The organism is Burkholderia latens, from assembly GCF_902499045.1.
GTDB lineage: Bacteria > Pseudomonadota > Gammaproteobacteria > Burkholderiales > Burkholderiaceae > Burkholderia > Burkholderia latens.
On sequence record NZ_CABVPL010000079.1, the window covers coordinates 1 to 18849 of the forward strand.

General features: G+C 69.2%; 19 protein-coding genes. 12 read left to right on the forward strand and 7 right to left on the reverse strand.

What is annotated here, in order from left to right:
• From BSE24067_RS31150 to BSE24067_RS31165, 4 genes are all read left to right on the forward strand, one after another.
• A partial coding sequence (locus BSE24067_RS31150) for a 2-hydroxyacid dehydrogenase (RefSeq protein WP_174904972.1) occupies nt 1-792 on the forward strand: 792 nt, incomplete at its 5' end.
• 35 nt (nt 793-827) lie between these two features.
• Nucleotides 828-1760 carry a hydroxymethylglutaryl-CoA lyase gene (locus BSE24067_RS31155; RefSeq protein WP_151068238.1) on the forward strand — a complete coding sequence of 311 codons (933 nt, stop codon included), beginning with the start codon at nt 828-830 and terminating at the stop codon, nt 1758-1760.
• A 23-nt stretch (nt 1761-1783) separates the two neighbouring features.
• A complete protein-coding gene (locus BSE24067_RS31160) occupies nt 1784-2290 on the forward strand; it encodes a YbaK/EbsC family protein (protein WP_151068239.1) in 507 nt (168 codons plus the stop codon).
• Nucleotides 2287-2493 carry a DUF1289 domain-containing protein gene (locus BSE24067_RS31165; RefSeq protein ID WP_151068240.1) on the forward strand — a complete coding sequence of 69 codons (207 nt, stop codon included), beginning with the start codon at nt 2287-2289 and terminating at the stop codon, nt 2491-2493. Before BSE24067_RS31160 ends, BSE24067_RS31165 begins: the two co-directional genes overlap by 4 nt.
• A 242-nt stretch (nt 2494-2735) precedes the next feature.
• Here BSE24067_RS31165 and BSE24067_RS31170 read toward each other — a convergent pair whose 3' ends face one another.
• Nucleotides 2736-3638 carry a DMT family transporter gene (locus BSE24067_RS31170; RefSeq protein WP_151068247.1) on the reverse strand — a complete coding sequence of 301 codons (903 nt, stop codon included), beginning with the start codon at nt 3636-3638 and terminating at the stop codon, nt 2736-2738.
• A 113-nt stretch (nt 3639-3751) separates the two neighbouring features.
• On the opposite strand from BSE24067_RS31170, the gene BSE24067_RS31175 reads away from it, so the two are divergent.
• Entirely contained in the window at nt 3752-4243 is a 492-nt protein-coding gene (locus tag BSE24067_RS31175; RefSeq protein WP_151068241.1) for an Lrp/AsnC family transcriptional regulator, read from the forward strand.
• A gap of 51 nt (nt 4244-4294) precedes the next feature.
• On the opposite strand, the gene BSE24067_RS31180 is transcribed toward BSE24067_RS31175, so the two are convergent.
• The gene (locus BSE24067_RS31180) at nt 4295-5191 is read right to left on the reverse strand and encodes an alpha/beta fold hydrolase (RefSeq protein WP_151068242.1); all 897 of its coding nucleotides are present in this window, start codon (nt 5189-5191) and stop codon (nt 4295-4297) included.
• A gap of 279 nt (nt 5192-5470) precedes the next feature.
• Between BSE24067_RS31180 and BSE24067_RS31185 the strand changes: the two genes are divergently transcribed.
• Nucleotides 5471-6430, forward strand: coding sequence for an NAD(P)H-dependent flavin oxidoreductase (locus tag BSE24067_RS31185; protein ID WP_151068243.1), 960 nt, complete (start codon nt 5471-5473; stop codon nt 6428-6430).
• A 124-nt stretch (nt 6431-6554) separates the two neighbouring features.
• Here the strand turns inward: BSE24067_RS31185 and BSE24067_RS31190 are convergent, their stop codons facing one another.
• The 3 genes from BSE24067_RS31190 to BSE24067_RS31200 all read right to left on the reverse strand — a co-directional run bounded on the left by BSE24067_RS31190 (nt 6555) and on the right by BSE24067_RS31200 (nt 9592).
• Complete coding sequence (locus BSE24067_RS31190; protein ID WP_151068244.1) at nt 6555-7514, reverse strand: LysR family transcriptional regulator; 960 nt, start codon at nt 7512-7514, stop codon at nt 6555-6557.
• Between the two features lie 172 nt (nt 7515-7686).
• Nucleotides 7687-8763, reverse strand: coding sequence for a porin (locus tag BSE24067_RS31195; RefSeq protein ID WP_151068245.1), 1077 nt, complete (start codon nt 8761-8763; stop codon nt 7687-7689).
• A 346-nt stretch (nt 8764-9109) separates the two neighbouring features.
• Complete coding sequence (locus BSE24067_RS31200) at nt 9110-9592, reverse strand: peptide-binding protein (protein WP_174904973.1); 483 nt, start codon at nt 9590-9592, stop codon at nt 9110-9112.
• A 357-nt stretch (nt 9593-9949) separates the two neighbouring features.
• Between BSE24067_RS31200 and BSE24067_RS31205 the strand changes: the two genes are divergently transcribed.
• From BSE24067_RS31205 to BSE24067_RS31230, 6 genes are all read left to right on the forward strand, one after another.
• Entirely contained in the window at nt 9950-10993 is a 1044-nt protein-coding gene (locus BSE24067_RS31205) for a bile acid:sodium symporter family protein (protein WP_151068519.1), read from the forward strand.
• A gap of 488 nt (nt 10994-11481) precedes the next feature.
• Nucleotides 11482-13320 (forward strand): EAL domain-containing protein, encoded by a 1839-nt coding sequence (locus BSE24067_RS31210; RefSeq protein WP_151068520.1) that lies wholly within the window; start codon nt 11482-11484, stop codon nt 13318-13320.
• Between the two features lie 366 nt (nt 13321-13686).
• Entirely contained in the window at nt 13687-14706 is a 1020-nt protein-coding gene (locus tag BSE24067_RS31215; RefSeq protein ID WP_151068521.1) for a LacI family DNA-binding transcriptional regulator, read from the forward strand.
• Nucleotides 14703-15983, forward strand: coding sequence for an AGE family epimerase/isomerase (locus BSE24067_RS31220; protein WP_151068522.1), 1281 nt, complete (start codon nt 14703-14705; stop codon nt 15981-15983). Before BSE24067_RS31215 ends, BSE24067_RS31220 begins: the two co-directional genes overlap by 4 nt.
• The gene (locus tag BSE24067_RS31225) at nt 15980-16888 is read left to right on the forward strand and encodes a carbohydrate kinase family protein (RefSeq protein ID WP_151068523.1); all 909 of its coding nucleotides are present in this window, start codon (nt 15980-15982) and stop codon (nt 16886-16888) included. The genes BSE24067_RS31220 and BSE24067_RS31225 overlap by 4 nt, the downstream gene beginning before the upstream one ends.
• A gap of 109 nt (nt 16889-16997) precedes the next feature.
• Nucleotides 16998-17219, forward strand: coding sequence for a hypothetical protein (locus BSE24067_RS31230; RefSeq protein ID WP_151068524.1), 222 nt, complete (start codon nt 16998-17000; stop codon nt 17217-17219).
• 73 nt (nt 17220-17292) lie between these two features.
• Here BSE24067_RS31230 and BSE24067_RS31235 read toward each other — a convergent pair whose 3' ends face one another.
• Together BSE24067_RS31235 and BSE24067_RS31240 are read right to left on the reverse strand one after the other, a co-directional pair.
• Nucleotides 17293-17487: a DUF2905 domain-containing protein gene (locus BSE24067_RS31235; RefSeq protein WP_151068525.1), complete on the reverse strand. Its 195-nt coding sequence runs from the start codon at nt 17485-17487 to the stop codon at nt 17293-17295.
• A gap of 13 nt (nt 17488-17500) precedes the next feature.
• Nucleotides 17501-18691, reverse strand: a complete 1191-nt coding sequence (locus tag BSE24067_RS31240) for a class I SAM-dependent methyltransferase (RefSeq protein ID WP_151068526.1) — start codon at nt 18689-18691, stop codon at nt 17501-17503.
• Nucleotides 18692-18849 lie beyond the last annotated feature (158 nt).

The window sequence follows — 18849 nt, forward strand, 5'->3', positions numbered from 1 at the left end:
CTGTTCGCGCCGCGCGACGGGCTGCGCGCGATCTTCAACCTCGGCGCCGGCGCCGACGCGCTGCTCGCGCTCGAGCGCGCGCATCCCGGCACGCTGCCGCGCGACGTGCCGCTCGTGCGCCTCGAGGATTCCGGGATGGCGCAGCAGATGATCGAATACGTGACGCACGCGGTGCTGCGCTACCTGCGCCGCTTCGACGAATACGAAACGCTGCAGCGCGAGCGCCGCTGGCAGGTGCTCGAACCGCATCCGCGCGCGCGTTTCACCGTCGCCGTGCTCGGCCTCGGCGTGCTCGGCGCGCAGGTCGCGCGCGCGCTCGCCGCGCTGGGCCTGCCGGTGCGCGGCTACAGCCGCAGCCCGAAGCAGCTCGACGGCATCGACACCTTCGCCGGCGACGGCGCGCTCGACGCGTGCGTCGACGGCGCGAAGGTCGTCGTGAACCTGCTGCCGAGCACCCGCGACACCGACGGCATCCTGTCGGCGCGCACGTTCGCGAAGCTCGCGCGAGGCGCGTACGTGGTGAACGTCGCACGCGGCGCGCATCTCGTCGAAGCGGACCTGCTCGGCGCGCTCGCGAGCGGCCAGGTCGCGGCCGCGACGCTCGACGTGTTCGAGCACGAGCCGCTGCCGCCCGACCATCCGTTCTGGCACACGCCGCGCATCACCATCACGCCGCACAGCTCGGCCGAAACGTTGCGCGACGAAGCCGTCGAGCAGATCGCCGGCAAGATCCGCGCGTTCGAGCGCGGCGAGCCCGTCACCGGCATCGTCGACTACGCGCGCGGCTACTGAATCCCGTTCTACACGATACGAAACTGGAGACAACCATGACGTTCCCCACCGCCGTCAAGATCGTCGAAGTCGGCCCGCGCGACGGGCTGCAGAACGAAAAGACGTTCGTGCCGACCGACGTGAAAATCGCACTCGTCGATCGTCTGTCGCGCGCCGGCTTCCGCAATGTCGAGGCCGCGTCGTTCGTGTCGCCGAAATGGGTGCCGCAGATGGCTGACGGCGCCGACGTGATGGCCGGCATCGAGCGCCGCGCGGGCACCGTGTATTCGGTGCTCACGCCGAACCTGAAGGGCTTCGAGAATGCGCTCGCCGCCCGCGCGGACGAAGTCGTGATCTTCGGCGCGGCGAGCGAGGCGTTCTCGCAGCGAAACATCAACTGCAGCATCGCCGAGAGCATCGCGCGCTTCGAGCCGGTCGCGAAGGCCGCGAAGGACGCCGGGCTGCGGCTGCGCGGCAGCGTGTCGTGCGCGCTCGGCTGCCCTTACCAGGGCGAGGTGCCGGTCGCGTCGGTCGTCGACGTCGTCGAGCGCTTCGCCGCGCTCGGCTGCGACGAGATCGACATCGCCGACACGATCGGCGTCGGCACGCCGAAGCGCACGCGCGACGTGCTGTCGGCCGTCACGCGCGTCTTCCCGCGCGAACGGCTGTCGGGCCACTTCCACGATACGTACGGCCAGGCGCTCGCGAACATCTACGCGGCGCTGTTCGAAGGGATCGAGATCTTCCACGCGTCGGTCGCCGGCCTCGGCGGCTGCCCGTATGCGAAGGGCGCGACCGGCAACGTCGCGACCGAGGACGTGCTGTACCTGATGGAAGGCCTCGGCATCGACACCGGCATCGACCTCGCGCAGGTCGTCGCCGCCGGCGACTTCATCTCGAACGCGATCGGCCGCGCGAACGTGTCGCGCGCCGGCCGCGCGCTGCTTGCCAAGGCGCGGAGCGCGGCCGACGCGCCGGGCTGCGCGTGACTCCAACACTCCCGGATCTCCCCATGACGACACCCGCTTCATTCGATGCTCTCCCCGATTCCGCGCGACGCGTCGCGCTGCTGCTGCGCGAACGCGGACACGCGAAAGGCATCGTGATGCTCGCCGAAACCGGCAAGACATCGGCCGAAGCCGCGGCCGGCCTCGGCTGCTCGGTCGCGCAGATCGCGAAATCGATCCTGTTTCGCCGCGAATCGGACGGCCGCCCGGTGCTGGTCGTCGCGAGCGGCGTGAACCGCGTCGACGAGAAGAAGGTCGCCGCGCAGGTCGGCGCGGTCGGCCGCGCGGATGCGAAGTTCGTGCGCGACAACACCGGCTACGCGATCGGCGGCGTCTGTCCGATCGGCCATCTCGTCGAACCGGTCACGCTGATCGATGCCGATCTGCTCGAGCTCGACAGCCTGTGGGCGGCCGCCGGCCATCCGCACGCGGTGTTCAACCTGTCGCCGCAGGAGCTCGTCGCGCTGACCGGTGCGCCGGTCGCGGACGTCGCGCTGCGCAACGACGCATGAGCGACGCGCCGGTAACGGGCGGCACGGTCGCATCGCCGTGCACCGACGTGTGCAGGATCGACCCGCGTACCGACTGGTGCGCGGGCTGTCTGCGCACGCGCGACGAGATCAAGGGATGGCGCGCGTCGGACGACGACGCGCGACGCGCGCTGCTCGCACGGCTCGACGCGCGGCGGCGGCTGCTTGCGCGCAGCGGCGCATAAAAAAATGCCGTTCGGCCTGTGTGGCGAACGGCATGAGATCGGAATCCTGTGAACGTGATCAACGTCACAGCCCGCATCATACGAGCGACGCTGCGGCATCGCATCGGGTGTTTCCCTACAACTTCTTACAGCCGTTTCGCGGGCGATCGACGTGCCCGCTGACACGGCGCGCAGACCGCCCGCGGCCACCGCGTCGACGCATGGCGATAACCCGTAGCGGCAAGCCGAATCGCACGACCGTTTCAGTTGCCGACCGCCGCGCGACGCGCGGGCACGATACGCCAGCCCAGATTCACGCCGGCCGCCGCGAGCAGGATCAGCAGCGCGCCGAGCACCTGCGTCCATGCGAGCGTCTGCCCGAACGCGACGCGATCGACGATGATCGCGACCACCGGGTACACGAACGACAGCGCGCCCGTCATCGCGACCGGCAGCTTCTGGATCGCGCCGTACAGCAGCACGTACATCAGGCCCGTATTCACGACGCCGAGCACGACGAGATCGAGCCATTGCGCGGCGGTCGCGGGCAGCGTGCCGAAGTGCGCGAACGGCGCGAGCAGCACGATGCCGAGGCCTGCCTGCAGCAGCGCGAGCAGATGCGGCGGCGTGCCCTTCAGATGCTTCGTGACGATCGACGACACCGCGTACAGGAACGCCGCGCCGAGCGACAGCGCGACGCCCTCCAGATATTCGCCGGGCACGGCCAGCACCGCCGGCTCGACACGGACGACGCCGACGAGCCCGGCGAACGCGAGTGCGAGCCACGCGATCGTCGATGCGCTGATCCGTTCACGGAACACGATCGCGCCGAGCGCGACCAGCATGAACGGCTGCGTGTTGTAGACGGCGGTCGCCATCGAGATCGATGCGCGCGAATACGCGGCGAACAGCAGCAGCCAGTTCGCGACGATCGCGACGCTGCCGAGCGTCGCGAGCGCGAGCATGCGCGGCGAGAACAGCGAGCGGCGCAGGAAGCCGAGCGCCGCGCAGACGATCGCGAGCGTCGCCGCGCCGAACAGGCAGCGGAAGAACACGACGTTGGTGAGCGGTTGCTGCGACGACATCACGAGCCAACCGATCGTGCCGGACATCATCATCGCGACGACCATTTCGGCGGCGCCGCGGCGGATTTCATTCGAGGCCATCATGGACTCCGTTCGACGAGAGAAGATGACTTCGATTCTAGGAACTTGCTTTCCGCGTATCCACGACTAAACTGAAGCGAAATACCCGATTCACCTTCGAAACCAAAGCGATCATGTCGAAACGCCTTTCCCCGCCCGCCGTCGCGTCGCTGGACGCGACCGACCGCGCGATCCTCGCGGCGCTCGCCGAGGACGCCCGCATCGCGACCAGCGAACTGGCGCGGCAGATCGGGCTGTCGGCGCCCGCGACCGCCGACCGCGTGCGGCGGCTCGAGGCGCAGGGCGTGATCGCGGGGTTCACCGTCGAACTCGACCCGCGCGCGCTCGGCTACACGCTGCAGGCGATCGTGCGCGTGAAGCCGCTGCCGGGGCAGCTGCATCTCGTCGAGGAAGTGTTGCGGCGGATTCCCGAATTCGTCGAATGCGACAAGGTGACCGGCGAGGACTGCTTCATCTGCCGCCTCTACTTGCGCACGATCGAGCACCTCGACGACATCCTGTCGAAGGTGACGGAGCGCGCGGAAACGAGCACCGCGATCGTCAAGTCGACGCCGGTGCCGCGCCGCCTGCCGCCGCTCGCCGAAGACGACGCGGTGCGACGCTGAGCGGCAGGCGCCCACGCGCGACGCGCGTCGCGCAGCGCGCCGCCTGCTCTCTCACGCAGCCGCGTCGCGCGCGTCGAAGAACGCGAGCAGCTCGTCGATCAGCGCGACGGGCGCCTCTTCCGGAATGTAGTGCCCGCAATCGAGCGCGCGGCCGCTGACGTCGCGCGCGACGCGCCGCCATTCGTCGAGCGGATCGAAGCAGCGCGCGACGATCCCGTTCGCGCCCCACAGCACGCGCAGCGGACACGCGACCTTGTTGCCGCGTTCCAAATCCGCGCGATCGTGTTCGAGATCGATCGTCGCCGACGCGCGGTAGTCCTCGCACATCGCATGCACGGCGCCCGGCTGCGCGAGCGCCGCGCGATACGCGGCGAGCGCATGCGGCTCGAACGGCGCGAGCCCGGCGGAACGGTTGCCCATCACGCGCTCGATGTACGCATCGGTGCGGCCTTCGATCAGCGTTTCGGGCAGCGGCGCCGGCTGGATCAGGAAGAACCAGTGGAAATACGCGGTCGCGAACGCGCGGTCGGTCTTGTCGTACATCGCGAGCGTCGGCGCGATGTCGAGCAGCATCATCCGCTCGACGGCGGCCGGATGATCGAGCGCGAGCCGATGCGCGACGCGCGCGCCGCGATCGTGCGCGCACACGTGGAAATGCTCGAAGCCGAAATGCCGCATCACGGCAACCTGATCGGCCGCCATCGCGCGTTTCGAATACGGTTCGTGGCGCGCGTCGCTGGGCGGCTTGCCCGACGCGCCGTAGCCGCGCAGGTCGGTGGCGATCACCGTGAAATGATTCGCGAGCGTCGCGGCGACGCGATGCCAGATCATGTGGGTTTGCGGATGGCCGTGCAGCAGCAGAAGCGGCGGCCCCGCGCCTCCTTTGACACCGAAGATGTCGGTGTCCTGCACCGTCACGCGAAACGGTGCAAACGCGTCGAACGACATGGTTTGTTTCTCGTTGGCTTGTTATGGCGGCTATTGTAGGAGCGCACGGCCGGCTGCTGCGCCCGGCAAATGCCCGAATCCGTAGAAAGAGAGCACTCGCTCGATCGTCGCGCCCCCGCGCAGTTCGATAAGCTCGCGTAGAATCGCACGACCGTTCGTATTAATATGAGCGCTTCACCGCGCAGTTACACTCGAAGCACCGTACGACCGCCGCGCATGAATGCCGGCGTCGGCGCGAACGCGCCGCCACCGGCCGCCCCTCGAGACTGGAGACATCACATGGCATTGCCCGCCGTCCTGCAGAACCTGACGCTGCCCGTCATCGCGTCGCCGATGTTCATCGTCAGCTACCCCGAACTCGTGCTCGCGCAATGCAAGGCGGGTATCGTCGGCTCATTCCCCGCACTCAACGCCCGTCCGGCCGAGCTGCTCGACGAATGGCTCACGCAGATCCAGTCGGCGCTCGCCGACCACAAGGCGAAGCACCCGGACGCGGTGATCGGCCCGATCGCGGTCAACCAGATCGTTCACCAGTCGAACGTGCGGCTCGAGCATGACGTGCGCGTGTGCGTCGAGCACAAGGTGCCGATCTTCATCACGAGCCTGCGCGCGCCGGCGCGCGAGATCGTCGACGCGGTGCACGGCTACGGCGGCATCGTGCTGCACGACGTGATCAACCTGCGCCATGCGCAGAAGGCGCTCGAAGCGGGCGTCGACGGGCTGATCCTCGTCGCTGCCGGCGCCGGCGGCCACGCGGGCACGACGTCGCCGTTCGCGCTCGTCGGCGAAGTGCGCAAGATGTTCGACGGCCCGATCGTGCTGTCCGGCGCGATTGCGAACGGCGGCTCGATCCTCGCCGCGCAGGCGATGGGCGCGGACCTCGCGTACATGGGCACGCGCTTCATCGCGACGCAGGAAGCGCACGCGGTCGAGGACTACAAGCGCGCGATCCTGAACGCGAAATCGTCCGACATCGTCTATACGAACCTCTTCACCGGCGTGCACGGCAACTACATCCGCGAGAGCATCGAGAAGGCCGGGCTCGACCCGGACGCGCTGCCGGAATCGGACAAGTCGAAGATGAATTTCGGCGGCGACAAGGCGAAGGCGTGGAAGGACATCTGGGGTGCCGGGCAAGGCGTCGGCCTGATGGACGACCTGCCGAGCGTCGGCGCGCTCGTCGAGCGACTGAAGCGCGAGTACGACGACGCGAAGGCGCGACTCGGCATCGCACGCTGATCGCGGCCGAGCGGCGGCGGGTCAAGCCGCCGCGCATGAAGTAAACGCCGGCCAAAACGAAAAAAGCGCGAACCGCAACGGCTCGCGCTTTTTTCGTTTTGGCCGGCGGGCGGCGCGAAGCGGGTCAGGCCCGCTTGATGCGCGCGATCGGCAGCACACGCAGCCGCGCCTCGATCGACGGGCACAGCGACTGCCCTTCGAAACGCGCGGCGAGGAAATCGACGAACGAGCGCACCTTCGCGGACACGTGACGGCGGCTCGCGTACACCGCGTAGATCGGCGCCTCGTGCGGCGGGACGGCGTCGAGCAGCAGCGGCACGAGCCGGCCCGACTCGATGTCGTCGCCGACCACCTCGGTGCCGAGCAGCGCGATGCCCGCGCCGGCGAGCACGGCCGCGCGCAGCCCCTCGAGATGGTTCACGATCAGGTTGCCGTTCAGGTTCACGCGCGACGCGGCGGCCGCGTCGATCACCAGCGAGTCGAGCATCGTCGAATTCGAATCGCGGCGCAGGTAGTTGTGATGCGCGAGATCGCCGATCGTCTGCGGCGTGCCGTGCTTTTGCAGATAGTCGGGCGACGCGACCAGCAGAATGTGCGCGGTCGCGATCTGCCGTGCGACGAGCGACGACGATTTGAGTCCGTTCGGCGCCGCGCGCACCGCGACGTCGTAGCCTTCCTCGATCAGATCGACCACGCGATCGGACAGCGTCATGTCGACGGTCACGTCCGGGAACCGACCCGCATAATCGGTGACGGCCTGCATCACGTGGCGCAGCCCGAACGCGGACAGCGACGTCACGCGCAGGCGGCCCTGCGGCACGACGCTGGCCGCGCCGACTGCCTGTCCGGCTTCGTCGAGTTCCGACAGCGCCTGCACGAGGCGCTCGTAGTATTCGCGTCCCGCCTCGGTCGGCGCGACGCGTCGTGTCGTGCGATGCAGCAGCCGCGCGCCGAGCTGCTGCTCGAGATGCATCACGTGCTTGCTCGCCATCGCGGCCGACATCTGCATGCGTTCGGCCGCGCCGACGAAGCTGCCCACTTCGACGACGTAGCGAAACACATTCATGCTGACGAGGGTATCCATCGAACTAGCTCGCAATCCCTGGGAATTATGCAATTGCGAGATAGGGTAACAAAGGCGAGGAAACAAAAAGGTCAACAAACGCAAAACGGCGCTGCATGAAGCAGCGCCGTTTCGGGGCGGAAACAGGCAGGCGGAACGCGCGGCGCGGCGCGCGCGTCCGGCGAACCGGTCGTCAGAACTTCGCGCGGATGCCTGCGCCGAACGTGTTGCCGTTCGACAGGCCGCTGATGTGGTCGTTCATGTACGCGGCGTAGACGTCGGTGCGCTTCGACAGCGGATAGTCGTAGCCGACGGCCCAGGTCTGGCGCGTCTGGTCGAGGCCGCCGCCGTCGCGCGAGTACGCGTACGACGCCATCGCGCTGCCGACGCCGAGCGGCACCGACACGCCGCCCTGCGCGGTGTTCACGTGCCAGCTGCCCGCGATCTGGTCGTTCTTCGTATACATGTACTGGCCGAACAGCTTCACGTACTTCAGGTCGTAGGTCGCGCCCACGAGCCCGATGCCCTGACTCTTCATGCCGGTCACGAGCGAGCTCAGGTCCTGCGGGCCGTTGTTGAAGTTCACGTACTGGTAGACGGCGGTGGCCGCGAACGGGCCGTTCGCGTAGTTGAACTGCGCGCTCCACTTCTTCGAGCGGTTGTCGCCGGCCGTGTTGCCGAGCGCGTACATCGCCCCGAAATTCAGGCCGCCGAACGACGGCGACGTGTACGACACCGCGTTGTTCCAGCCCGAATCGCCGACCGCGCCCTGATCGCTCGGATAGGTCGGGAACGTCCCGAGGCCGAGGAACACGTGATACACCATCGGCGAAAAGGTGTACGAGTCGTAGAACGGGTTGAACAGGATCGTGGACAGGAACAGGTGCGTCGTCAGGCGGCCGGCCGTCACCGTGCCGTACGGCGAGCTGACGCCGACGTACGCGTTGCGCGCGAAGAACGTATCGCCCTGGAAGCGGCCGAACTGGCCGTTCTGCGCGCGGAAGAAGCTCTCCAGCGTGAAGATCGCCTTGTAGCCGTTGCCCAGATCCTCTGCGCCGTGCAGGCCCCAATACGACGTCGACATCCCGCCGCCCGACACGTTCCATGCGCGATCGCTGCCCGGGAACTTCGTCGCGCCGATCCATTCGTCGACCTGACCGTAGAGCGAGACGCTCGACTGCGCGTGAACGGGTGCGGCGGCCGCCACGCAGGCGGCCGCGGCGATCAGCTTGACGGACGTGCGCGACGCACGGCGAGCGAATGCTTTCATGGGATCTCCAGGTTTTGTCGAATAGACGATAAGTGGCGCGAGCGTTGTTCTAGGAGCCGATGCTTGCGTCGTGTGGGGCGCAGCCATCTTTACGGATCACGGGTCCGGTCAAAATTGCGCACACTTATTGCGGGTATAGCGGCGGCATTAACTTCGCGAAATCGACACGTGGGCCTGGCTTGGCCGGGCGGCCCCGCGCGGGACGGACACACGACGGGACGGCCGCGCGGCGCGCGCGTGCCGGGCGCGAAAGATAGCGCAATGCAGCGGGAAAATCAGCGGAAATCTGCGCGCGACTGTGGCGAATTCGCATCACGGCCGGCGGGGGGACGAACGCGCGGGGCGCTCAGTTTCGGTAGAACGGGGAAAAAAACGGCGAATGCGACGGTTCTTCCTGCGCGCGCGGCGGCGGCAGCGGACGGCCGCCGCGCTCCTCGTTGTAGCGCGCGACGTCGGCGCGGATCGAGCCCGCGCGCAGCGGCACGTTGCCGCCGCCCGGCGGGCGCGGCATCTGACGCGAATCTGCGCTGATCGGACGATACGGGCTCTGCGCCGCGTAGTGGCCGTACGACGGCGTCGGCCGCAGCCCCCAGCGGGAGCCGTGGCCGCTCACGCCGCCGGCACGCGCGCCGTCGGGCGGCACCGCGCGGCGCCAGACGGGCGGGCCGCCGGCCGGCTGGCCGTACGCATGCATGCCGCCGAAACCGCGACCGAAGCCGCCCCACGCCTGACCGCCATGCGGCGGTTGCGCGAGCGCGAGCGGCACCAGCAGCGCGCCGAGCACGCCTGCCACCCATCGTCCGACCTTCAGTTTCACCCGTTCCGTCATCATTCAGTGCCTGTTGCCGCCGGCGCCGGCCGTTTCCAGCCGACGCAAGGCTTTCAGCAGTAATTTATGAGCGGTCCGAAACGGTGTCGAGCCAAAAAGTGTTAGGTCGCCGGCATCGGTGTAACACCATGTTACTGCTAGGTTTTTTCACTTCGGGCCGCAATCGTGGCAGAACGTTTCTTCTGCCTTTTTCGGTGCTGGCTCGGCGCTGGCGACCGGCCGCGCGCGCGTGGTGGCACATGCATTCGCCTCATCAATGGATTCGCACAATGAATTTGTGTAGTGAATGACCGCACGGGACAATATCGGCTTCGCGCGCGCGAACTGCGCGCCCGCCGTTTCCGATTCGAGTTCCCGATGGCACGTCCCCGCTTCCTCCCCGACAACTTCACGCTCGCGCTCGTCGGCACCGTCGTGCTCGCGAGCCTGCTGCCGTGCCGCGGCGCGGCCGCGCACGCGTTCAACTGGGCGACCAACATCGCGGTCGGCCTGCTGTTCTTCCTGCACGGCGCGAAGCTGTCGCGCGAGGCCGTCGTCGCGGGCGCGACGCACTGGCGGCTGCACGCGGTCGTGCTGCTCAGCACGTTCGCGCTGTTCCCGCTGCTCGGCCTCGCGCTGAAACCGGTGCTGCAGCCACTCGTCACGCCGGCGCTGTATGCGGGCGTGCTGTTCCTGTGCACGCTGCCGTCGACGGTCCAGTCGTCGATCGCGTTCACGTCGATCGCGAAGGGCAACGTGCCGGCCGCCGTATGTGCGGCGTCCGCGTCGAGCCTGCTCGGAATCTTCGTCACGCCGGCGCTCGTCGGGCTGATGATCACGTCGCAGTCGGCCGCGGCCGCGTCGCCGTGGAGCACCGTCGGCAGCATCGTGATGCAGCTGCTCGTGCCGTTCATCGCCGGCCAGTTGCTGCGCCCCGTGATCGGCGGCTGGATCGAACGCAACCGCGGCGTGCTGCGCTTCGTCGATCAAGGGTCGATCCTGCTGGTCGTCTACGTCGCGTTCAGCGAAGCGGTGAACCAGGGGTTGTGGCACCAGATTCCGGCGCGCGCGCTCGGCGGCCTTCTCGTGGTCAACGTCGTGCTGCTCGTAATCGCGCTGGTGCTGACCACGGTGGTCAGCAAGCGGCTCGGCTTCAATCGCGCCGACCAGATCACGATCATCTTCTGCGGCTCGAAGAAGAGCCTCGCGGCCGGCGTGCCGATGGCGAAGGTGATCTTCTCCGCGCAGGCAGTCGGCGCGATCGTGCTGCCGCTGATGCTGTTCCACCAGATCCAGCTGATGGCGTGCGCGGCGCTCGCGCAGCGCTGGGGCGCGCGCGACATGAGCGGCGAGCGCGACGGCGAGAACGCGCCGACCGCGGCGGCGCGCACGCGCGGTGCGCTCAACGCCGGCAAGCGCTGACGCGGGAGGACGTGCGGCTGGCAGGGTCCGGCCGCGCCAAGGGGCGGTCCGGGAAGTGGCCGGCTGCCACCGTGCTTTCGTGCCGGCCGCTGGCCTTTTCGCTCTCCACTGTCCGCTCTCCGCTCTCCGCTTCCCGCCTCCCGCCTCCCGCCTCCCGCCTCCCGCCTCCCGCCTCCCGCCTCCCGCTTCCCGCTTCCCGCTTCCCGCTTCCCGCCTCCCGCCTCCCGCTTCGCGCTTCCCACTCTCCGCTCTCCGCTTCCCCCTCTCCGCTCCAGGCCTCCCGCGCTTCCCCCGCTGTCGGGACCACCGCTCGCCGCCCTTCCTGTCCCGCGCTCTCGGCCTCCGTCCACACCGCGTCGCCACCGCAACCCCAACGCTGCGCGCGCGGCATGCACCAACAACGCGCATCGTGTCACAAAACCTTCATTCAATTCTCCGCGCGCGCTGCCGTTAAGACGAACGTCCCGTCGCTTCGGCTGTCCTCGTCCATGCCCGCGCCCCATCCCGACTCTTCCGCCGCAATCACCACGCGTCTGATCGCGGAACGCGCGCTCGCCGCCGTATTCCAGCCGATCGTCGACCTCGGGTCGGGCACGGTCGTCGGCTACGAGGGGCTGATCCGCGGCCCGCGCGGCACCGACCTCGAGCCGCCGGCCGCGCTGTTCGCGCAGGCCGCCCGCGACGGCACGACCATCGCGCTCGAACAGGCGGCCGCGCGCGCATGCCTCGACGCATTCGCAGCGCTTCGCTGCGACGGCAAGCTGTTCCTCAACTTCAGCGCCGGCACGATCGTGCAGCTCGTGCGCGAACGCGAACGCGTGCGGCATCTGCTCGACCGCGCGCAGGTCGGCGCGGAGCGGATCGTCATCGAACTGACCGAGCAGACCGCGATGCCTGACGTCGCGCGCATCGGGCCCGCCGTCGCGTCGCTGCGCGACGCGGGCATCCAGTTCGCGCTCGACGACTACGGCACCGCGAACGCGAGCATGAACCTGTGGCTGCGGCTGCACCCGGACGTCGTGAAGATCGACCGCTTCTTCATCCACGACATCGCGCGCGACCCGCTCAAGTTCGAGGCGGTCCGCGCGATGCAGCACTTCGCGCATGCGAGCGGCGCGCAACTGATCGCGGAAGGGATCGAGAACGAGTGCGACCTGATCGTCGTGCGCGACATGGGCATCTGCTGCGTGCAGGGCTTCCTGCTCGGCCGGCCGAACGCGCAACCGTCGCCGCTGGTCGCGCCGGCCGCGCGCGACGCGATCCGCACGCCGCACATCGCGGTATTTCCCGGCGCGACGCGCACCGCGCGGCCGGCCGGCACGATCGCCGCGAAGATGCTCGTGCCCGCGCCGGCGCTGCCGCGCGAGGCCACCAACAACGACGTGCTCGAGCTGTTCAACCGGATGCCCGCGCTGCACGCGGTCGCGCTCGTCGAATCCGGACGGCCGGTCGCGCTCGTGAACCGGCGCGGCTTCATCGACCGCTTCACGCTGCCGTATCACCGCGAGGTGTTCGGCAAGAAGCCGTGCCTGCAGTTCGCGAACGATGCGCCGCTGATGATCGACAACGCGACGACGGCCGAAGCGCTTGCGATGCTGCTCGCGAGCCACGACCAGCGCTATCTCGCGGACGGCTTCGTGATCACCGAACACGGCCGCTACGTCGGGCTCGGCACCGGCGAGAGCCTGGTGCGCGCGGTGACGGAGATGCGCATCGAGGCCGCGCGCTATGCGAACCCGCTGACGTTCCTGCCCGGCAACATCCCGATCAGCGCGCACATCGACCGGCTGCTCGCGCGCGACGCGGGCTTCCACGCGTGCTACGTCGACCTGAACCAGTTCAAGCCGTTCAACGACCAGTACGGCTACTGGCAAGGCGACGAAGTGCTGAAATTCGCGGCGACGGTGCTGGCGGGCGTGTGCGATCCGCAGCGCGACTTTCTCGGGCACGTCGGCGGCGACGATTTCCTCGTGCTGTTCCAGCGCGACGACTGGCGCACGCGCGCGGCCGACGCGATCGCGCGCTTCAACGAAGGCGCGCAGCGCTTCTACACGCAGGCCGACCGGCAGGCCGGCGGGCTGCGCGGCGAGGACCGCCACGGCAATCCCGCGTTCTTCGGCTTCGTGACGATGGCGATCGGCGCGGTCGGCGTGCCGGCCGGCGCGAACGGCGCGATGCGCTATAGCAGCGACGAGATCGCGTCGGTCGCGGCGCTCGCGAAGCGCCGCGCGAAACAGCAGCCGGACGGCCTCGCGGTCGTCGATCTCGACGCGGGCCGCGCGGCGCTGCGTGCGTGCGGCGAGCCGCCGAGCGCGCCGGCGGGCTGAACGCGGTCCGCAGCCGTTTCCGCGCGGTTTTCGAGGCCGCCGACCACAGCGGGCTTTCCGGGCAACGCCGTACCGGCGCCCCGCGCCACGACTGCCGCTCGATTCCGGTGACAGCTTGCCGGGCGTCGGGCCTTTTGCGTCGAACCGCCGAATGCGCGCGTTGCAAACGGCGGCATCCGGCTGCCTCCCTTTCGCGCGATCGCTTGCCTTTTCCGTGTTTTGTTTAGTATTTTTAGTTACGGCGTTTTCGCAGATTAGCGCTGAAAAACCCGCTATTTCCGGGTATTCCCCGGTTATCCGGCCCGAATTACGCGCGAAGTTTTACTATACAATCGCCGTCACCCTAAACAAACCGGACCCCGAACGATGGGCACCACCATTCGCGACGTGGCGCGGGCGGCAGAGGTCTCGATCGGCACCGTTTCCCGCGCGCTGAAGAACCAGCCGGGCCTGTCCGAGGCCACGCGCGCACGGATCGTCGAGATCGCGCAGCGGCTCGGCTACGACCCGGCCCAGCTGCGGCCGCGCATCCGCCGGCTCACCTTCCTGCTGCACCGCCAGCACAACCGCTTCCCCGCGAGCCCGTTCTTCTCGCACGTGCTGCACGGCGTCGAGGACGCATGCCGCGAGCGCGGGATCGTGCCGACGCTGCTGACCGTCGGCCCGAACGACGACGTGCTGCGCCAGATGCGCCCGCACGCGCCCGACGCGATCGCGGTGGCCGGCTTCATCGAGCCGGAGACGATCGAGGCGCTCGCCGCGACCGGCCGGCCGCTCGTGCTGATCGACCTGTGGGCGCCCGGCCTGCGTTCGGTGAACATCGACAATGCGACGGGCGCGGCGCTCGCGATGCGCCACCTGCTCGCCACCGGCCGCTCGCGGATCGCGTTCATCGGCGGCTCGGCCGCCCACTACAGCATCGCGCAGCGCGCGATCGGCTACCGGCGCGCATTCTTCGAGGCGGGCCGCCTGTTCGATCCCGCGTACGAAGTGACGATCGACGCCGGGCTCGACCCCGACACCGGCGCCGCGCGGGCGATGCAGCAGCTGCTCGACGCGCCGGGCCCGCGCCCGGACGCCGTGTTCGCGTACAACGACGCCGCCGCGCTGGCTGCGCAGCGGGTGTGCATCGCGCGCGGCGTGCGGATTCCGGACGACATCGCGATCGTCGGCTTCGACGACATCCCGGCCGCCGCGCACGCGAATCCGCCGCTCACGACGCTCGCCGTCGACAAGGAAGCGCTCGGCCGCCGCGGCGTCGAACTGCTGCTCGCGGAATCGCCCGAGCACACCGAGATCTCCCTGCCCGTCGAGCTGATCGTGCGGGCCAGCAGCCAGCCCGCCGGCTCGCCGGCATTCGATACCGCCACGGTCCAAGAATCATGAACATGCCTCCGGTCCAATCCGGCGCCACCGCGCCGGCCAGCCACGCGCAAGCGGCGCCGTTCGTCGCGAGCTTCCGCGATCCGTCGTTCCTGCTGTCGCACGTCGAGGACACGCTGCGCTTCTACGCGGCGAATGCGTTCGACCCGACGGGCGGCTTCTACCACTACTTCCGCGACGACGGCAGCGTCTACAACCGCACGTCGCGGCATCTGGTCAGCAGTTGCCGGTTCGTCTTCAACTACGCGATGGCGTACCGGCACTTCGGCGATCCGCGCCATCTCGAGTACACGCGCCACGGGTTGCGCTTCCTGCGCGACGCGCACTGGGACGACACGCTGCAAGGCTACGACTGGGAACTCGACTGGCGCGACGGCGGCAAGCGCGCGACGCTCGACGGCACGCGCCACTGCTACGGGCTCGCGTTCGTGCTGCTGGCGGCCGCGCACGCGACGATGGCAGGCATCGACGAAGCGCGTCCGCTGATCGCGTCGACCTACGAGCTCGCCGAACACCGCTTCTGGGATGCGGCCGCGGGCCTTTACGCGGACGACGCGACGCCGAACTGGAACGTATCGTCGTACCGCGGCCAGAACGCGAACATGCACATGACGGAAGCGCTGCTCGCGGCCTACGACGCAACCGGCCACGTCACCTATCTCGATCGCGCGGAAAAGCTCGCGACCCACATCACGCAGCGCCAGGCCGCGCTGTCGGGCGGGCTCGTGTGGGAGCACTACCATGCGGACTGGTCGGTCGACTGGGACTACAACAAGGAAGACAGCTCGAACATCTTCCGTCCGTGGGGCTTCCAGCCCGGCCATCAGACCGAATGGGCGAAGCTGCTGCTGATCCTCGAGCGGCACCGCCCGCTCGACTGGCTCGTGCCGCGCGCGGCCGAACTGTTCGACGCGGCGCTCACGCACGCGTGGGACGCCGATCACGGCGGCCTCTGCTACGGCTTCGGCCCCGACTTCACGATCTGCGACCACAACAAGTATTTCTGGGTGCAGGCGGAAACCTTCGCGGCGGCCGCGATGCTCGGCGCGCGCACCGGCGCCGAACGCTTCTGGGACTGGTACGACGAGATCTGGCGCTACAGCTGGGCGCATTTCGTCGATCACCGCTACGGCGCGTGGTACCGGATCCTCACCTGCGACAACCGCAAGTACAGCGACGAGAAGAGCCCGGCCGGCAAGACCGACTATCACACGATGGGCGCCTGCTACGACGTGCTCGCGACCCTCGCGCGGATGCAACGCAGCGAGCCGACGCAATGAGCGGCCGCACGTTTCCGGCTTTCGTGTCGGCGGGCGACATCCTGACCGACATGGTGCGCGCGGGCGACGCGCAGTGGACGTCGGTGCCGGGCGGCGCCGGCTGGAACGTCGCGCGCGCGGTCGCGCGGCTCGGCGTGCCGAGCGCGCTTGCCGGCGCGATCGGCGACGACTGCTTCTCCGACGTGCTGTGGCGTACCAGCGAGGCGGCCGGCCTCGACCTGCGCTTCCTGCAGCGCGTGCCGCGGCCGCCGCTGCTCGCGATCGTCCACGAGACGCGGCCGCCCGCGTACTTCTTCATCGGCGAAGCGAGCGCGGATCTCGCGTTCGACCCGGCCCGGCTGCCGGCCGGCTGGACCGAGCACGTGAAATGGGCGCACTTCGGCTGCATCAGCCTGGTGCGCGAGCCGCTGGCGAGCACGCTCGTCGCGCTCGCGGCCGACCTGCACGCGCGCGGCGTGAAGATCAGCTTCGACCCGAACTGCCGGAACCTGATGACGGCCGCGTACCGGCCGACGCTCGAAAGGATGGCCGGCCTCGCCGATCTGATCAAGGTATCCGACGAGGATCTGCGCCACCTGTTCGGCGGCGACGGCCCCGACGCGATCGCGGCCGTGCGCGCGCTGAATCCGGACGCGGCGGTGCTGGTCACGCGCGGCGCGCAGGCGGCGACGCTCTATGCGGATGGCGACGTGCTCGAGGCAAGCCCGCCGCGCGTCGAGGTGGTCGACACGGTCGGCGCAGGCGACGCGTCGATCGGCGGGCTGCTGTTCAGCCTGATGGCTGCGCCGCAGCGGTCGTGGCGCGACCATCTCGCGTTCGCGCTCGCGGCGGGCGCCGCCGCGTGCCGGCACACGGGCGCGCACGCGCCGACGCTCGACGAGGTCGTCGCGCTGCTCGAACGCTGACGGGATGGTGACGGCGCGCCGACCGGTCGCCGATCGGTCGCCGATTCGCGGCGCTGTACATGCTGCGCCGCAGTGCTACGATGAAGTGTCCTATTGCGGGAGAGGCACGATGGACACGAACACGTTCACGAAAGGCATCTACACGGCCAAGGCGCATACGCAGCGCGCGGACAACGGCCAGTTCCAGGGCTACGTGATCCTCGCGCGGGACGACGGCGACGACACGGAGAACATGCGCTACGACGTGCACACGACCAGTTCGAGCGAGGAAGAAGCGTTCGAGGAAGCGAAGGCGCTCGCGCACCGGATCCTCGGCGAAATCGAACTGTAATGTGCGCGCGCTGCAACCGGCCGCCCCTCATGCGCGCGCCGCGGCCCGGCCGCGACGCGCCGCCGCGTGCGGCTCAGAGCAGCCGCGCGACCACCGACACCAGCATCGTCAACACCAGCGTCGACATGAACGGGAACGGATAGCGCCGCCCGCCGAGCGTCAGCGTGACGTCGCCCGGCAGCCGCCCGACGCCGAGCTTGCCGAGCCACGGCCAGCAGCGCGTCAGGATCATCACCGCGACGAACGACGCCATCAGCCAGCGCAGCATTTCCGGGCCTCGGTCAGAGTGCGTGCGAGCGGTCGCCGCGCGCGAACGCGTCCAGCGTGCCGTCGATCCCGCGCGAGAACGCGATCACCTTGAACAGCTCGCCCATCTCGGCCTCCGAGATCAGCTTCTGCACCGCGTTCGCGGCCGGCAGGAACTGGTGGACGTCGGACGGATCGATCGCGGCGAGCGCGTCGGTGATCCCGGCGTTCAACAGGAAGCGCGCCTGCGACGTGTAGCCGAGCAGGTCGGCGCCGGTCGCGATGCCGGCGTCGTAGATGCCGGTGAATTCGACGTGCGCGGTGATGTCCTGCAGCCCCGGATACAGGAATGCGTCGTCGTGCGCGTGGTGGCGGTAGTGGCACATCAGCGTGCCGCGGTCGCGCTGCGGGTGGTAGTACTCGCGCGCGGGAAAGCCGTAGTCGATCAGCAGCACCGCGCCGCGCCCGAGCATCGTGCACACGGTGCGCGTGAACGCCAGCGCGGCTTCGTGCGTCTCCGTCACGTAGCCGTCGTCGACGTCGAGCGTCGCGAGCATCGGCGGCAGGCCGGCCGCGCCCACCGGCCGGTCGTCGAACACGAACGCGTGCCGCGCATCGAGCGCGACGCCGCGCTCGAGCCATGCGCCGCCCGCCTTCGCGAACAGCCGCACCGGCATCGCGTCGAGCACCTCGTTGCCGACGACGACGCCGTCGAAGCGCTCGGGCAGCGCGTCGAGCCAGCGGACCTTGGCCGCAAGCGCGGGCGCCGCGGCCGCGATCGTTTCGCGCTGCCGTTCGCGCAATTCGCCGGACAAGTCGACGATCAGGTATTCGTCGAGTTCGACGCCGAGCGCGTCGAGCGCCGCGAGCAGCCCGGCCGCGAGCTTGCCCGTGCCCGCGCCGAACTCCATCACGCGGCGCGTGCCGCTCGCCGCCAGTGCTTCGGCGACCGGATTCGCGAGCGTCTGCGCGAACAGCGGCGACAGTTCGGGCGCCGTCACGAAGTCGCTGCCGTCGTCGGCGCGGCGGCCGAACTTGCGCGCGCCGCCGCTGTAATAGCCGAGACCGGGCGCGTACAGCGCACGCTCCATGAAGCGGTCGAACGGCAGCCAGCCGCCGGCCGCCGCGATCTCGTCGCGAAGTTGCGCGGCGAGGGTTTCGGACTGCGCAAGCGCGTCAGGGCCGGGAGCAGGTAAACTAGCGGGTTCGTGAGCTTTCGGGTTCATCCCGGCATTGTAAATGACCGTTTCAGCCGATACGTCGCCCCCGCGCATCGCGCTCGTCGCAGGCGCGCTGGGCAGCGCGGCCGACGCCGCGTCGCTCGGTCGCGCGCTCGCGACCGGCTTCGCGCAGCGCGGCTGGGACGTCGCGCTGCAGCGCAGCC

Excerpts from the sequence above, each read along its gene's own strand:
- BSE24067_RS31205 (WP_151068519.1), top strand. The coding sequence starts at position 9,950 with ATGGCACGTCCCCGCTTCCTCCCCGACAACTTCACGCTCGCGCTCGTC.
- BSE24067_RS31200 (WP_174904973.1), bottom strand. The coding sequence starts at position 9,592 with ATGACGGAACGGGTGAAACTGAAGGTCGGACGATGGGTGGCAGGCGTG.
- BSE24067_RS31175 (WP_151068241.1), top strand. The coding sequence starts at position 3,752 with ATGTCGAAACGCCTTTCCCCGCCCGCCGTCGCGTCGCTGGACGCGACC.
- BSE24067_RS31235 (WP_151068525.1), bottom strand. The coding sequence starts at position 17,487 with ATGCTGCGCTGGCTGATGGCGTCGTTCGTCGCGGTGATGATCCTGACG.
- BSE24067_RS31195 (WP_151068245.1), bottom strand. The coding sequence starts at position 8,763 with ATGAAAGCATTCGCTCGCCGTGCGTCGCGCACGTCCGTCAAGCTGATC.
- BSE24067_RS31190 (WP_151068244.1), bottom strand. The coding sequence starts at position 7,514 with ATGGATACCCTCGTCAGCATGAATGTGTTTCGCTACGTCGTCGAAGTG.
- BSE24067_RS31210 (WP_151068520.1), top strand. The coding sequence starts at position 11,482 with ATGCCCGCGCCCCATCCCGACTCTTCCGCCGCAATCACCACGCGTCTG.
- BSE24067_RS31185 (WP_151068243.1), top strand. The coding sequence starts at position 5,471 with ATGGCATTGCCCGCCGTCCTGCAGAACCTGACGCTGCCCGTCATCGCG.
- BSE24067_RS31160 (WP_151068239.1), top strand. The coding sequence starts at position 1,784 with ATGACGACACCCGCTTCATTCGATGCTCTCCCCGATTCCGCGCGACGC.
- BSE24067_RS31240 (WP_151068526.1), bottom strand. The coding sequence starts at position 18,691 with ATGAACCCGAAAGCTCACGAACCCGCTAGTTTACCTGCTCCCGGCCCT.
- BSE24067_RS31215 (WP_151068521.1), top strand. The coding sequence starts at position 13,687 with ATGGGCACCACCATTCGCGACGTGGCGCGGGCGGCAGAGGTCTCGATC.
- BSE24067_RS31170 (WP_151068247.1), bottom strand. The coding sequence starts at position 3,638 with ATGGCCTCGAATGAAATCCGCCGCGGCGCCGCCGAAATGGTCGTCGCG.
- BSE24067_RS31155 (WP_151068238.1), top strand. The coding sequence starts at position 828 with ATGACGTTCCCCACCGCCGTCAAGATCGTCGAAGTCGGCCCGCGCGAC.
- BSE24067_RS31180 (WP_151068242.1), bottom strand. The coding sequence starts at position 5,191 with ATGTCGTTCGACGCGTTTGCACCGTTTCGCGTGACGGTGCAGGACACC.
- BSE24067_RS31165 (WP_151068240.1), top strand. The coding sequence starts at position 2,287 with ATGAGCGACGCGCCGGTAACGGGCGGCACGGTCGCATCGCCGTGCACC.
- BSE24067_RS31230 (WP_151068524.1), top strand. The coding sequence starts at position 16,998 with ATGGACACGAACACGTTCACGAAAGGCATCTACACGGCCAAGGCGCAT.
- BSE24067_RS31225 (WP_151068523.1), top strand. The coding sequence starts at position 15,980 with ATGAGCGGCCGCACGTTTCCGGCTTTCGTGTCGGCGGGCGACATCCTG.
- BSE24067_RS31220 (WP_151068522.1), top strand. The coding sequence starts at position 14,703 with ATGAACATGCCTCCGGTCCAATCCGGCGCCACCGCGCCGGCCAGCCAC.